Source organism: Bifidobacterium olomucense, assembly GCF_012932375.1.
Classification (GTDB): Bacteria; Actinomycetota; Actinomycetes; order Actinomycetales; family Bifidobacteriaceae; genus Bifidobacterium; species Bifidobacterium olomucense.
Window position 1 is genome coordinate 1 of sequence record NZ_JAAIIG010000011.1, and the last position, 14,523, is coordinate 14,523.

13 protein-coding genes, 1 tRNA gene and 1 pseudogene are annotated in these 14,523 nt (G+C 59.7%); 9 read left to right on the forward strand and 6 right to left on the reverse strand.

Features of this window, described 5'->3' with window-relative positions; genetic code table 11:
• The 3 genes and pseudogenes from G1C97_RS09820 to G1C97_RS09830 all read right to left on the reverse strand — a co-directional run.
• Nucleotides 1-263: pseudogene (locus tag G1C97_RS09820) on the reverse strand (prohibitin family protein); the annotation flags it as partial.
• 97 nt (nucleotides 264-360) lie between these two features.
• Nucleotides 361-771: a hypothetical protein gene (locus tag G1C97_RS09825; RefSeq protein ID WP_169241604.1), complete on the reverse strand. Its 411-nt coding sequence runs from the start codon at nucleotides 769-771 to the stop codon at nucleotides 361-363.
• Nucleotides 768-1,037, reverse strand: coding sequence for a helix-turn-helix domain-containing protein (locus G1C97_RS09830; RefSeq protein WP_169241605.1), 270 nt, complete (start codon nucleotides 1,035-1,037; stop codon nucleotides 768-770). The genes G1C97_RS09825 and G1C97_RS09830 overlap by 4 nt, the downstream gene beginning before the upstream one ends.
• Before the next feature lie 83 nt (nucleotides 1,038-1,120).
• On the opposite strand from G1C97_RS09830, the gene G1C97_RS09835 reads away from it, so the two are divergent.
• Together G1C97_RS09835 and G1C97_RS09840 are read left to right on the forward strand one after the other, a co-directional pair.
• Nucleotides 1,121-1,492 carry a helix-turn-helix domain-containing protein gene (locus G1C97_RS09835; protein ID WP_240951106.1) on the forward strand — a complete coding sequence of 124 codons (372 nt, stop codon included), beginning with the start codon at nucleotides 1,121-1,123 and terminating at the stop codon, nucleotides 1,490-1,492.
• Nucleotides 1,451-1,553 (forward strand) — tRNA-Met (locus G1C97_RS09840). Before G1C97_RS09835 ends, G1C97_RS09840 begins: the two co-directional genes overlap by 42 nt.
• 274 nt (nucleotides 1,554-1,827) lie before the next feature.
• Here the strand turns inward: G1C97_RS09840 and G1C97_RS12345 are convergent.
• The gene (locus tag G1C97_RS12345; protein WP_240951107.1) at nucleotides 1,828-3,942 is read right to left on the reverse strand and encodes a cell surface protein; all 2,115 of its coding nucleotides are present in this window, start codon (nucleotides 3,940-3,942) and stop codon (nucleotides 1,828-1,830) included.
• 294 nt (nucleotides 3,943-4,236) lie between these two features.
• On the opposite strand from G1C97_RS12345, the gene G1C97_RS09850 reads away from it, so the two are divergent.
• On the forward strand, nucleotides 4,237-6,498 hold the full coding sequence (locus tag G1C97_RS09850; protein ID WP_169241607.1) for an alpha-1,4-glucan--maltose-1-phosphate maltosyltransferase: 2,262 nt from the start codon (nucleotides 4,237-4,239) through the stop codon (nucleotides 6,496-6,498).
• 66 nt (nucleotides 6,499-6,564) lie between these two features.
• Nucleotides 6,565-7,059 carry an inorganic diphosphatase gene (locus tag G1C97_RS09855; RefSeq protein WP_169241608.1) on the forward strand — a complete coding sequence of 165 codons (495 nt, stop codon included), beginning with the start codon at nucleotides 6,565-6,567 and terminating at the stop codon, nucleotides 7,057-7,059.
• 427 nt (nucleotides 7,060-7,486) lie between these two features.
• Here G1C97_RS09855 and G1C97_RS09860 read toward each other — a convergent pair whose 3' ends face one another.
• Both G1C97_RS09860 and G1C97_RS09865 read right to left on the reverse strand, forming a co-directional pair.
• Nucleotides 7,487-8,407 (reverse strand): sugar phosphate isomerase/epimerase family protein, encoded by a 921-nt coding sequence (locus G1C97_RS09860; RefSeq protein ID WP_169241609.1) that lies wholly within the window; start codon nucleotides 8,405-8,407, stop codon nucleotides 7,487-7,489.
• 47 nt (nucleotides 8,408-8,454) lie between these two features.
• Nucleotides 8,455-9,198, reverse strand: a complete 744-nt coding sequence (locus G1C97_RS09865; protein ID WP_169241610.1) for a ThuA domain-containing protein — start codon at nucleotides 9,196-9,198, stop codon at nucleotides 8,455-8,457.
• Between the two features lie 179 nt (nucleotides 9,199-9,377).
• On the opposite strand from G1C97_RS09865, the gene G1C97_RS09870 reads away from it, so the two are divergent.
• From G1C97_RS09870 to G1C97_RS09890, 5 genes are all read left to right on the forward strand, one after another.
• On the forward strand, nucleotides 9,378-9,956 hold the full coding sequence (locus G1C97_RS09870) for a manganese efflux pump MntP (protein WP_169241611.1): 579 nt from the start codon (nucleotides 9,378-9,380) through the stop codon (nucleotides 9,954-9,956).
• A gap of 113 nt (nucleotides 9,957-10,069) precedes the next feature.
• Nucleotides 10,070-10,780, forward strand: coding sequence for a hypothetical protein (locus tag G1C97_RS09875; protein ID WP_169241612.1), 711 nt, complete (start codon nucleotides 10,070-10,072; stop codon nucleotides 10,778-10,780).
• 325 nt (nucleotides 10,781-11,105) lie between these two features.
• Entirely contained in the window at nucleotides 11,106-11,912 is an 807-nt protein-coding gene (locus tag G1C97_RS09880) for a winged helix-turn-helix transcriptional regulator (RefSeq protein WP_169241613.1), read from the forward strand.
• A gap of 14 nt (nucleotides 11,913-11,926) precedes the next feature.
• Nucleotides 11,927-12,595, forward strand: a complete 669-nt coding sequence (gene nth, locus G1C97_RS09885) for an endonuclease III (RefSeq protein WP_169241614.1) — start codon at nucleotides 11,927-11,929, stop codon at nucleotides 12,593-12,595.
• A gap of 237 nt (nucleotides 12,596-12,832) precedes the next feature.
• Nucleotides 12,833-14,458: an ABC transporter substrate-binding protein gene (locus G1C97_RS09890; protein ID WP_169241615.1), complete on the forward strand. Its 1,626-nt coding sequence runs from the start codon at nucleotides 12,833-12,835 to the stop codon at nucleotides 14,456-14,458.
• Nucleotides 14,459-14,523: the final 65 nt, after the last annotated feature.

The following is a 14,523-nucleotide window of genomic DNA, read 5'->3' on the forward strand; positions in this document are numbered from 1 at the left end:
TCGTATTTGATGACGCTCTGCCACGGCGTCTTCAAATGGAAGCCCGCGTCTTCGGAATGGCCGGCCAGACTGCCGCCCATGTTGCGGATGACCGCGACCTCGCCCACGTCCACGGAGTACAGGCATGAGGGGATCAGCAGCAGCAATCCGATGAGGCCCGGAATGAGGCCGATGCCGGCCCCCTTGACGTTGTTGGACAGCGCGACGCCGGTAATGACGGCGCTGAAGAGCAGCAGGACGATGGAGATAATAAACCAGATCATGAGGGTTCCTTTCAGGAGTAAGGCCCTTTCCCTGCCGTCGGTAGGCTTGAAGGTGCCAACCAAAACAATCCGCACGACAGCGGGGAAAGGAAGAATTTCAATGCAGACACAACGAGAGGCGCTTAACGAAGCGCTCGATAATCTCCGCGTCGGAACCAGTAGCGCCGCGTGGCTCCGGGATCATGCAGAAAGCGAAGAGGTGAGGAAACTCGCCCGCGCCGTCCATTACATCGGTTTCGGCGCTCAGCAGATCGCCCTCGACCTCACCGACCGAAACAAGACCAAGGACTTGTAGAAGGAACAAGGACACCGCGTCGAGCTGCGCCAGCAGCGCGCGCCTGTCCAGCTTCTCCGAGATTCGCCTGTATTCGGAGTCTCCCAGCGCCTCGCGCACGGCAGCCTCCGAATACAGGGACGCTTTCATGCGCAGCATTCCGGCGTCCTGAAGATTGTGCTGCAATGCCTCCAGAGAGGACAGCAATACGGGTTCGCGATCGGACTCGCTCATGCCGTCGCCTCTTCCGGTTGGGGGTTGTCCACCGGCCACGGGTCAAGGGTTCGACCCATGAGGTAGTCAACACTGGTGTTGAAGAAGTCGGCGAGCGCCCGAAGCTCTTCCGGCATGAATTGCGTGCGGCCGTGAATTTTGTGGCTGTACAGGGAATCACTCATTGCAGCGGCCTTGGCGACCTCGTTTTGCTTGAGGTGGCGCATGTTGCGCAGGTATTCAACTCGCTCGGCAGTGATTGAGTTTTGCTTATCAACTTGAGTCATGTTCAAGTACAATAGTCCCATTCAAGCACATTCACATAATTCGGCGTGTTGCAATTTTTCAGATATGGCTTACAATGTTGAATATGACTCAAGTATTTGCGCCGCCGAGTGTGGCCCCTAAAACGGATCGTCAGGCGTTAGCCAACGACAACCTGAATATGTTCATGGCTGCCTCTGGCGCTAAACGCAAAGACCTTGCCGCCTACATCGGAAAAGACCCAGCGATGATTACCAACCTGCTCAAGGGGAAAAATCGCTGGTTCTATGAAGATATGCTTGCCGCCGCCGACTACTTTGGTATCTCCCTTGATACATTGCAGCGCGACGACCTTACGCCGTCGAAAGTTCGAGCAATCCTCGATGGAAAGAATGGAGGTTTATCAGTCGTCAACGTTGACGACTTCCGCTTAGGTGGCGGGGCATGGAAGGCCCCGGTCATGACTCTCGCGGCATAACTTTTCGCCGCTCGGGATCATAACCCAGAGGTCCATGGTTCAAATCCATGCCCCGCTACCAACCGAAAGGCCGGGAATCGCAAGGTTCTCGGCTTTTTTTGTTACTCAGCCCACCCGGCGTCTACCCGGCACTGTCGCCGCCCCACCGGTTCCATCAGCCCCATCAGCCCTAACGTACGTTCTTTCAGAGAAGGCCTTGTCTTATCTGGAGAAACGTACGCTGACGGTCACTCAGCGTACGTTTCCCCAGATAAAACGGAATTTACTCTGGAAGAACGTACTCCACAGGCGTTCTGCCTCGGATCATAGGCACCATGCGCGGCAGAACCACGAATCTACCGGCTGCGGCGTCTGACTATGGCGAGCATCGTTCCCCCTATGGCGAGCGCCACACTGGCCAGACCGGTGGCCGCGGTGGTATCGACACCGGTAAGAGGCAACGGAGACTGAGGCTCCTCCGGCTTTACCGGGGTTTCAGGTTTTTCCGGTTCGCAAGGCTCCTCGGGACGCTCGGGTTCGCAAGGCTCTTCAGGTTCTTCCGGCTCACACGGCTCCTCCGGTTCGCACGGCTCCTCAGGTTCCTCAGGCTCGCACGGCTCCTCAGGTTCGCACGGCTCCTCCGGCTCTTCCGGCTCGCACGGTTCCTCGGGTTCACATGGCTCACACGGCTCGGTCACTCGGGTCCGTTCCCACGCATCGTCGTACCGACTCGCCGCCGGCGCAACCCGATCATCTCCTTTGAATTCCCATACGAACACGTACCAGCCATGGTTTTCGGCGATGATCGTCATCGGATCGCCGTGCGCGTCCGGCGATCCGGCACCGATGGAAAACGTGCCGTTCGTGGCCGGAATATCCCACTCGACGACCTTGCGATGGTTCTCATCCGGGGCCGGCACAGCGGCACCTGTGGGCTTGTACGCATCGTCATTGGCGGGATCATTCGGATCTCCGGACCACCACACACTCACCTGCGCATACTTGCGGTCCGCACCGAATCCATAAGCCGCGTTACCGGTGAACTCGCCGTGATCGGATGGGAAGCCCGTCACGGTGATGGTGTCACTCAATTCCGAACCGACTTCAGCGGAATGCTCGGTTACCGTGGACTTGACCGTCACCCTGTCCCGCGCCACGTTGCTTTCGGCGGCCTCCAGGAAGGCACTCGACCAGTCCCCGGTCAAGTACCCTTTTGTCTGATCGCTCTGGTCCGCTCGGCGAATCACCCACACCCATGTGCCGAATCTGCTGCCCTGATGTGTCAGATACGGGGTGCTGCCGTCGGGAGCGGTCATGGCCTGCGCATGCACGCGCTGATTTGGTCCGGTGAATGTCGCCGTACCATACGCCACCGGTTTATGGCCGGCCATGGCCAGCCGCGCAAGGAAATCATCGGCGCTTTCCTGTGTTTTCGGAGCGACGATACCGCCCAGCGTATGACGGGCGATCCCGTCGAAGTAATATCCGCGCGCCTTGACCTCCATATCGGTTACCCACCTGCTGTCTTGATCGGCCAAGCCACTGGTCACGTCGTCGAATACCGGCGAGCCGACGTCAAGCACCTTGTTTGACACCGTAGTGGATACGGACGGCGCGAAATCCTTGCGCACACGGAATGTGATCGAAGATCCGCCATCCACACTGATCGAATCGAAGGCGATCATGTCTTGCGTACTGTCCATCACATGCATCTGCGGACGCTTGTACGTGGTGGTGACGCTCACCTCACCCCGGCCGGTCGCGTTCCATGCCAATTCAACCGGCCCGGCCGCGGACGTTCCCGAATACTCAGTGCTGCCATTGGCGAATCGGCCAGGCCCGTGCAATGTGGCGGTGAACGGTATGCCGGCTACCGGCTTGCCCTGATAGTCCACCACGCTTACCTTGACCTTGCCGCTGCGCATCGCCTCGGCGTCAATGCGTTCCACCACCGTGCCGGCGGCCACTTTGCCGGCGGATTCATCCCAAATCTGCGCCGCACGAGTCACGACGGTCGGATAATGACGGCGAATCACCTCCATCTGACGCGCCCAGTCCTCGTCATCCCTGCCGAAACGGTCCTGCACCACGATGGCGATCGCGGCATGGGTTCGCGCGTCGGTTTCACGGTATCGCTCAAGAATCCACGCCATACGCTGTGTGTTCTCGTCGTTCTTCACCACGGTGGTCGGGCCAAGTAGATAGTCGGTCAACTTACCGGCCTCGATGCAGTAGTATTTGTTGCCGTTATCGTCCATGGCGACCGCCCCTAGGTAATAATCCCGGTTGTCATAAGGGAAAGTCACTCGATGCCGGGCATCCGTCTGGTCCAACGTTGCGGCGTGTGCGGTGAACGACAACGAACACACCACACCGATCATCGTGACCAGACCTATCACCATGGTGATTACAGCCATAACCGTTCTGTGCCATGCCGTCGCCCGCTTTGCATTCATATCCCCTACCATCATTGGTCCTTTCCTTGATTCCGACCGCTCGCGAACGCAAGCCGACGAGTGTATCCGGCCCTTGCCGTCCCTGCGCACTTCGATGTGCTCAGGTAGGGCTCGATCATGGCAGATTTCCCACGCGCATCACCCGGTTTTCGACCAATGTGGTTCGAGCTTGCCGATTATCGGCGAGTTGTGGATAACTCAGCGCCCGATTGCCGGACAGTTATCCACTTCATGCCGATTCCAGAAGGTTTACATGGAAGTTATCCACAATCCACCTGATTGGCACAAATCCCTCTAGAATGAGCAGGTATGGAAGAAGTACAACAAAGCGCGATTACGCGCAGCCATACCAATACCAATAATTCCTCAGCCACCAAGGCTCCCAAGGCATCGAAGTCAAAGGCGACTTCCTCCGCGAAAACGTCTAAATCCACTCGCCGTCCCCGTCTCAGCGCCGAAGCCGCACGCACGGCCAAGGCCCTCGAAGGACTGGCGTTCGAAGCTCCGGCCCCGGTCATCGAGGCGAGCGAGCCCGGTCAGTTCGGCCGCATCAACGTCATGGACGTCACGCCGGCTGAGGAGCGCGGCATCTATCCTGCGCGTGTGGAACTCGGCGAACCGTTCAAGGTGACCGCTCAGGTGTTCATCGAAGGCCGCACCAAGGTGGGTGCCACCGCCATCGTGCGCAATCCGCGCGGCAAGGAGATGCTGCGTCTGCCGATGACCTGCACCAACCCCGGCCTGGACCGCTGGGAGGTCATGCTCAAGTGCGGCGATCACAGCGACTTGAAGCCGTGGGAGGACGGCTATGCTGCGGTCAAACGTCAGCTGGGCATCTGGACCGTGACCGTCGAAGGTTGGGAAGACACCTACCGTTCTTGGCTGCATGACGCACGCATCAAGGTGCAGGTCAAGGATGATATGGACAACGCGCTGAATTCCGGTGCCGAACTGCTGGCGCGCTGGGCGCTGACCAAAGACGCAGGCCTGAGCGCCAAAGACCGCAAGACGCTGGAGAAGGCCGCTGAGACCATGGCCGATGAATCCTTGAGCGCCGAAGATCGTCTCGCCGCCGGCGACAATGACGAAATCGCCGCACTGCACGTGGCCCATCCGCTGCGCGACGGCGTCTCACCCAGCCAGCCGCAGCGTTTCAAGGTGGAGCGTCCGAAGTCCAGCTTCGCCGCCTGGTATCAGTTCTTCCCGCGTTCCGAAGGCGCAACTGTCGATCCGGAAACCGGCAAGATCGTGCAGGGCACACTTCGCACTTCGATGGCCGGCCTTGAGCGCGCCGCCGCGGAAGGTTTCGACATCGTCTATTTGCCGCCGATCTTCCCGATTGGCGTGACCAACCGTAAGGGCCGCAACAATTCGCTGATCGCCGGTCCGGACGATCCGGGCTCCCCGTTCGGCATCGGTTCCGAACTGGGTGGTCATGACACTGTTGATCCGCTGCTGGGCACTATGGATGATTTCAAGGCCCTGACCGCCCGCGCCCACGAGCTGGGACTGGAAATCGCTCTTGACTTCGCCCTGCAGTGCTCGCCTGACCATCCGTGGGTCAAGCAGCATCCGGAATGGTTCCGTCACAAGCCGGACGGCACCATCGCTTTCGCCGAGAACCCGCCGAAGAAGTATCAGGACATCTACCCGATCGACTTCAACGCCGATATGCCGGGCATCGAAAAGGAGGTCGAACGCATTCTGAACCTCTGGATTGAGGCGGGCGTGACCATCTTCCGCATCGACAACCCCCACACCAAGCCGGTCCGGTTCTGGCAGGATGTGATCGCCGCGGTGACCAAGAAGCATCCGGAGATCCTGTTCCTGGCCGAAGCGTTCACCCGCCCGGGCATGATGCGCGCACTGAGCTACGTGGGCTTCACGCAGTCGCACTGCTACTTCCCGTGGCGCAACACCAAGGAGGAGCTGGCCGAATACCTGCCTGTCACCAATGGCGACGACGGTTACTATCAGCACAACACGTTCTGGCCCACCACCCCGGACATCCTCACCGCCTACGTGCGCGACAACGGCATCGCCGGCCATTGCGTGCGTGCGGTACTCGCCGCCATGGGCTCCCCGAGCTGGGGCATCTACAACGGCTTCGAACTGATCGAGAACAAGCAGCGTCCCGGTTTCGAGGAGCAGATCGACAACGAGAAGTACGAGGTCAAGGTCCGCGATTGGTCCAAGGCCGAGCGTTACGGCGTGGCCAAGATGCTTACCACGCTCAACAAGATTCGTCGTGAGCATCCGGCCGCCCTCAGCTATCACAACCTGACGGTCCTGCCCACTTCCGACCCGAATATTCTGGCCTTCATGCGTCGCACGCCGGCCGAACTGACGGGCACCGGCCAGGCGGACACGTTGATCGTGGTGGTCAACCTCGACGGCCATAACGCGCATCAGTCCACCGTGCACATCGAGCTTGGCAAGCTGGGCCTGCCCACCGACCGACCGCTCAACGTGCGCGATGAGCTCACTGGCCGCGAATTCCAGTGGGGTTGGGACAACTTCGTCTCGCTCGCCCCATGGGCCGACGTGGCGCATATCCTCACCGTGCAGTGAGTTTTGCGCCCGTTCGGTAGTAGTGTGTGTAACGAATAACTTGCCGATTCCCTAAGGAGAAAAACAATGGCAGAAACCTTCAATGTCGTGGTCGAGATTCCGCGCGGCTCCAAGAACAAGTACGAAGTGGATCAGGAGACCGGTCGCGTGTTCCTGGACCGCGAGCTGTTCACCGCCATGGGCTACCCGGATGACTATGGCTACATCGAGGGCACCCTGGGCGAGGACGGCGATCCGCTGGACGCCCTCGTGATGGTCAAGAACTCCGTGTTCCCGGGCTGCGTCATCGAGTGCCGCGCCGTTGGTCTGTACCACATGGAAGACGAAGAGGGCGGCGACGACAAGGTGCTGTGCGTGCCGGCCGATGTCCGCTACGACGGCATCAAGGACGTCAAGGATGTCAACGAGTACCACCTCGCTGAGATCAAGCACTTCTTCGAGCAGTACAAGGCTCTGGAGCCCGGCAAGGAAGTCAAGCCCGGCGACTACTGGACCGGTGCGGACGTGGCCGAGAAGGAAATCAAGGAAGCGCGCGAGCGTCTGGCTGAGGCGTCTAAGTGACAGTCCAGTGGACTGTCACTAGCCGAAGTGAGCGGCTATGCCGCGAAGGCGCGCGAAGCGCGCAGGCGAAGTGATTTCCGTCAGGACAGTCCAGTGGACTGTCCGCGGCCACGTGCGAGGATGCGACAGCATCCGAGCCAATATTGAGCCGGCCGCAGGCCGTCCATAATTGCAGGACCGTCGCCGAAAAGGAAATCGTCGAAGCGCGCGAACGTCTCTCTGAGGCGTCTAAGTGATCACTTCGCTGAACTAGCAACAAGCTGACGAAAAGGGGGAGCGTCCCACACCCGGGACGCTCCCCTTTTCGTGTCATCTGCCGGTCGCCCAGCGTACGTTCTTCCAGAGAGAATTCCTCCATTTGCGCAAAAAAGGTACGCTGACGGTCACTCAGCGTACCATTTTCCGCAACGCACGAGTTTCGGCTCCCTCACGCCAAAGCGCGAAGGAACGCGGCGGATTGGCGCATGAACTGCAGCTGATTCGGCGCATCGAAATGTTCAATGGCGAAATAGCCGTCATACCCCGTCTGCATACGCGCCGCACGAATCAGACGGGCGATCGGCATGTATCCGCCGCCCGTCGGCACCACGGCCATGCCCTTACGAACCGCGCCGTACGGCATCGAAGCCGAATCCCGCGGTTCGATTCCCCTGTCCTTGACGTGGAAATGCATGATGCGATCGCGGAACAACCGATAGGCGTCATCGCAATTCTCATCGCTGAATACGTAGTTTCCGGTATCCAACGTATGCCCCAATCCCGGGACCTGCTCCAGGAACCAACGAATCTCGGCAATGCGGGCGATCGGCGAGGTCGCCGCATCGAAATCCTCAATAGTCACGGTAATGTTTCGCCCGGCTGCATACGCGACCATATGGCGCAATGCGTCGCGCATGGCCGATACACGCGCATTGCCGCCAAGCCAGGCGGCGACCTGACGGTATGCGGCCTGCGTCGAATCACCGGCGGCGTGATCGGCCGACCAATCACAGGCGTCCAGCAGTGGCGTAAGTCGCGCCGCCTCATCTTCAGGAAGAAAACCCGGAATCGGCATCACACGGCCAGCTCCGAACTGCGCGGCAAGATCGATGACGGCTTGCGCATGCGCCGTCTCACCTTGAGCGAGCGCAACGTCACCGAACTCAAAAAACTCGTATATATTGCTGACTTCCAGTCCGGCTTTCGGTAGTTCTTCGGCGAACATCTCACGTTCGGCGGCCAGTCGCTTACCTTCGACTTCCAGACCGGTGATGCCGAGCGCCCGAATCTCGGCGAACAGTTCAGGCAGATCCTTGCCGGTCTGCGCTGCGGCTTCGGCTACGTGATCATAAAAAACGGAAATCTTCATAAGACACATCCTTGGGTTACTGTTGCCATCGTCCTCGCGGCGCCGCGTCACTGGTGACGTGCGGCATATTCTTCTTCAGGCGTACGTTCCAACGCCACGCAATCAATCGGCTCACGCTGACGTGTCGTCGGGGCCGCCCAACGCACTCCATTGGTGATGATGCGCTGGATTTCAGGAATGTAGTACGTCGGATATTCCTCGTGACCGGGCTGGAAATAGAAGATACGCCCCAAGCCGCGCGTCCATGTGCAGGCTGAGGGGAACAGATTGCCTCCGGCGAACCATCCGGCGAACACCACATCGTCTGGCTTGGGAATATCGAACGGCTCGCCGTACAGCTCTTCTTGGTCGATGTCCACAAACTGCGGCACACCGGCCGCGATCGGATGGGCGCGGTTGACACAGACCAGTCGCTCACGGTCGTCATGTTTCCAGCTCAACGTCATGCTGGTGCCCAGCAGCCGTTGCATGATGCGGCTCCAATGCGCCGAATGCAAGGTCACCAGTCCCATGCCTCGCAGCACATGGTCGCGCACGCGTTCCACTTCTTCATCGGTGAAGGCGTCCTGTGCCATATGATTCCAGAACACCAGCACGTCCGTAGCGTCAAGTGTGGCCTCGTCCAATCCGTGATCGGCCATATCCAACGTCCGGGTGGTTATGGCAAGGTCTTCTTCTTCGCTCAGGAATCCAGCGAGAACCTCATGGATACCGTCCGGATACACCGCTCGCACATTTGGGTATTCGCGCTCTTCGATGTATTCGTTCCATACGGTGACGTTGATGGTCATAATCGCTCCTTTGCTTGGGCTCCATAGCCCCGACCTTGCATCATCCCGACTTCAGATGCCCGGCTTCCGATGATAGTGATACAATGGCGTTTTGTCTTTTCAACTAGGCGTAGGCGGCGTGTGGGAACGCTGGTCGAGGCCCATCGTGCGGATGTCCGGCGATGAACCTTCTTCACACCATGATTTCGATCATTATTCAAACGCTGTTGATTTCTGTTTCCGTCGCTATGGATGCTTTTGCCGTTTCCATTGGCAAAGGCCTGACCGTAAGCCGCGTACGTGCGACGGACGCCATCAAAACCGCGCTCTCGTTCGGTGGCTTCCAGGCGTTATTCCCTATTCTCGGTTATTTCGCGGCCTCCACATTCAGCTCATATATGACCGCTTTTGACCATTGGATCATTTTCGGTCTGCTCGCGTTCATCGGCGGCAACATGGTGCATGAGGCCTTCGAGGAAGACGAGGTCAACGCCAAGGAAACAGCGCAATTCGATTGGAAGCACATGCTTCCGTTGGCTGTGGCATGCAGTATCGATGCTTTTGCGGTAGGCGTAAGTCTGGCGTTCATGAGGATCAACGTCATCTTCGCCGTAACCATGATCGGCGTGGTCACCGGACTGTTCTCCGCGCTCGGCTTGTACATCGGTCGTATATTCGGCTCTCGCTGGCAGAAGCCCGCACAGATCGCCGGCGGCGTGGTGCTGATTCTCATCGGCGTCAAGGTGCTGCTGGAACATCTGGGAGTCCTGGCGCTGTAGATGGCGCTGTAGATGGCGCTGTAGATGAAGCCCCTGCGAGCGGATGTGCATCAGCTCCTGCACACGAAGTAGGATATTCACCAGATATTGTCATGACGGAAGAGGGAAAGCACATGAGCGCAATCACCCCAACCCAAGCGAACTGGAAGAATAAGACCTTGGGCATGCTGCTGACCCAGCTCACGGCATACGTGCTGCTCATCGCGGCCACGGCCATTCCCGCCCGCGGCCCTTTTCCGGCGATCCCGCTTATCGTCGCGGCCCTCGTTCTGGGTGAATTCGTACTGTTCTGGCCGTTCCGCGGTTCGACGTTGGACCGTGCGGTCACGGTGGTGTTCGGCGTGGTATCGCTGATGTTCGTCGTCGTCCCCTTCCCGTCCGGCGACGTGCCACCCGAACAGATGGACAGCCATCACGAAGCGTTCCCGTGGTACTCATGGTCGCTGGCCGTGGGCTTCCTGCTGATCGCACTGGTGATTTTCTCGTTCGGACGTCAGATGGCCCGCGAGAATCGAACGCATCTTATCCGCGCGCTGTCTCATGCCGTAACCTCCGGCGTAGCCGCCATCGCGGTGGCCGGATGGTGCTTCCTGCCGCCGCTGGGGGCTGTGTTGCTCAAAGGCGGCACGATCGCCATTGTTGCCGTGGCGGTACTGGTAGTACTTGCGCTGGCCCTTGCCGTAGCCTCTGTGCTGTGGGTACGTGACGCCGATCCAGATCCGGCGATTCGTTACCCCTGGATCGGCACCGGTCTGATGCCCGTGATGATGATGGGCGTTTCCATCGCTGCGACAACACTGATTCTCTCGCGTCTGGGAGCCTGAATCACCGATCATATTCGTTGCGATTCGTTGCGATTCCAGTCATGGTTTCGCAACGTTTCGGCAACGATTACGCATCGATTCCTGCGCACGCGAGTGCGACGCAGCGCCATGCCGCCGATAGGTGATCCGCCTACCGCTGATTGGCGAATTCATATTCTGCGCAGGTTACATTCATGTGTCCACTGCACGCGCGTACAATGAAAAAAATCGACCATGGCAACGTTCACCATTGCCGACTCTACGATCAGCAATGCAACAGCACAGTCTCCGCTCCTGACGAGGACTGAAGAGAATGAGGGGGAACAGCGTGACGGATCTTACGTTGATGACATTCGCCAGCGATCCCGCCACCGTGCTGCCATCCCTCGCCCTACTGTCCCATCGCGTACGCGTACTGCCCATGGATGCGGCGAGCTTGGTAAAAATGCCGGAGAACACCATTCTGTTCCTCGACGCACGAGACGATTTGGCCACTGCCAAAACACTGTGCCGCATGATTCATGCCACCGGACTATCCACGCCGATCGTGCTGATTCTCACCGAAGGCGGGTTCACCGTGGTCAACTCGCAGTGGGGCATCGCCGATGTGGTGGTGGCCACCGCATCGCCCGCCGAAGTGGAGGGCCGCCTGCGTCTGGTCTCCGAACGCGGCAATGCGCCCGCTACGGCGTCCTCCAGTCTGCCTGCCGATTCCGGCACTGCGGTAGAAGACGGTCAGATTCGTTCGGGCGATCTCATCGTGGATACCAACGGATACACCGCATCCCTGCACGGTCAGCCCATCGATCTGGCATACAAGGAATTCGAGTTGCTCAAATACCTGGTGCAGCATCCCGGCCGCGTGTTCACGCGCGCCCAGCTTCTGCAGGAAGTATGGGGCTACGATTATTACGGCGGCACCCGAACGGTGGATGTGCATATCCGTCGTCTGCGTGCCAAGCTCGGCGGAGAATACGAGCATCTGATCGGCACCGTGCGCAATGTCGGCTATCGTTTCGATCCGCCGGAGAACGATCATGGCGAGACGGCAGCCAAGCAAGCCGCGCAGTCTGCCGCCCACAACGCTTCTGCTTCTGTTTCCGCTCCCGCTGGTTCCGGCATCGGCACCTCGGCCGATAGCCTCAACGCCTGATTCAGGCCAATTCCATGCGTGAAACCAAAACCGCACGAATCGCACGCATGCATGACGAGTACGCCACGTTATGTCAGGTGATTCCCGCTCCCCGATGCGCACTGAACTTTTCCTCGCCGCTGCAATTGCTGATCGCAACGGTGCTCAGCGCCCAGACTACGGACAGGCGCGTGAACACCGTGACTCCCGAGCTCTTCTCCACCTACCCCACCGCCGCGGCTCTGGCCGGGGCCAATCCCGCACAGGTAGAAGAGATCATCCGTCCGCTGGGCTTCTTCCGGTCCAAAACACAGCATCTCATCGGGCTGGCCACAGCGTTGAGCGAACGGTTCGACGGCGAAGTTCCGCACACGATGGATGAACTCACCTCGCTGCCGGGTGTGGGACGCAAAACCGCGAACGTGGTGCTCGGCAATGCATTCGGTATTCCCGGCTTCCCGGTGGACACTCATGTGATGCGCGTCACCGGACGGCTGCGCTGGCGCACCGATTGGCGGATCGCCAAATCAGACCCGGTCAAGGTGGAGCGGGAGATCACCGCGTGTTTCCCTCCGGACGAATGGACCGATCTGAGCCATCGATTGATTCTGTTCGGACGGGCCACCTGCCACGCGCGCAAACCCGACTGCGCTCATTGTCCGCTGGCCGATTCCTGCCCCAGCTATGACCCCGCACAGTCATAAGCATGCATAAAGCCAGCGTTTGGCGGTTTGCCCCCGCTGAGGGTGCTTGACGCGGCGGTTAACTGCCAAGTACTGGCCATTCGACGTCGCTGGGTTCTCGTAGCGACGACGAACCGCCAATCGTCGGCAGGACAACTGCACCAGAAGCACCATTAGCGAAGTCGGATAGCCAACGTATGGCAAACATCCGCCGCCGTCTTACGCATCTCATCGCTCTCCACCGCTAGACTGGGCGGCATGCGAAGCAGGCATAACAGGCAGCCCAACGTATGGGCGCAATGGGGGATTTTCTTTGGGGTCGCGGCGGCACTCGGCGCACTCGTCTGGACCGGCTGGGCCATACTTGAACATCGTTCGATATTGCCGACCGGCAATGCATCCAGCGCTCAACAGGTCAACATCGGTGTTACCGATTTGCCGCAGTCCTTGGATATCCGGCCCGGCGGTACAGCAGCCGCATCCGCCGGCAACGCGGCAAGCGTCGCTGATCTCAACGCCACCCCGGCCGCCGATCGTCTTCTGCTGGGCAACGTCTACGAAACACTGGTCACCATTGACCAGCGCAATCAGCTGCAGCCGGGGCTGGCCACCAAGTGGACCGTATCCGACGATGGCCTGACCTACACCTTCACACTTCCGTCAGCGGTCAAATTCTCCAACGGACATACGCTCGACGCCACGGATGTGGTGTGGTCACTGCAACAGGCGCAGTCAGCCGAAAACAAGTCGGACGGCACCGTCACCAATCCTTCCGAAACCCTCGGCAGTCTCGCATCGGTGACCAATCCGGACGCCGCCACCGTAACCATCACGCTGACGCAACCGAATCCCACACTGCTGCGCACCCTCGGCGGTCCGCTCGGCGCAGTCTTCGACGCCGAACTCGGCGATGGCTTCGACTATGCCACCCAAGCCGCGGGGTCCGGGCCTTTCACCGTAGTCGATTTCAAAGCCGGCAAATCCCTGACGCTCGCCCGCAACGACACCTATCACGGCACCAAGGCGGCGAGCGCGACCGTCGCGATCACCAACTTTGCTGACGACGCCGCCCTGGCCAAGGCAGTTACGGACGGCACCGTGGACCTGGCCGCCAATCTGTCAGGAAAGCAGGCAGCCACGCTCACCGGTGACGGCAACGGCAGCGGCGTGACGGTGAGCAAAGGCACCACCGCCAGCAAGGTGCTGCTGGCCTACAATCACGGCAATGATTCCCTGCTTTCGGACGAACAGGCGCGAAAGGCGTTCAGGTATCTATTCGACGCAGGCGCTATTGCCGACGCGCAATCGGATTCGGCCGGGCTTCTGTCCGGTCCGATCAGTCAGACGGAACCAGGCTACGAGGACTTGACCGGTCTGTTCCCGCATGATGTGGCCAAAACGCAGGAAATGTTCGCCTATTTCGATCCGATGTACCTGACCACCGTGGATCTGGTGGTCAGCGAACAGTATCGATCCATTGGCGAGGCAATCGCCCAGCAAGCCGGCCAGCTCTCGCTGCCGCCCGTGCAACTGGAGGTCCTGCCCGAAGCCGAATACGCGCAACGCATCGCAGCGGGAACATGGGCCATGACCGTGGTCAGCATGAACGGCACAGGCGATGCCGGCCTGTTCGCGGACCCGGATTCGATGTTCCATTACGATCACGGCGAAGCGCAGCAGGCATGGGCCGCGGCACGGGCAGCCACCAATGAAACCGACTACGAATCACGGATGAAAGCGTACGCCCGACTGGTCAGCGACGATGCGGCGGCGGACTGGCTGTATACGCGGGCCTGTTTCACGGTGGCACGGGACGGAGTCAGCGGATATCCGACCGAGATGACCGATCAGCGGATGGACCTCAGCCACGTGCAGGGCGCATGAATTCGAGCGTGAATCCGCAGCTCCCCGCCCAGATTCATGCGGGGAGTGCGGCAGGGGCCAAATAA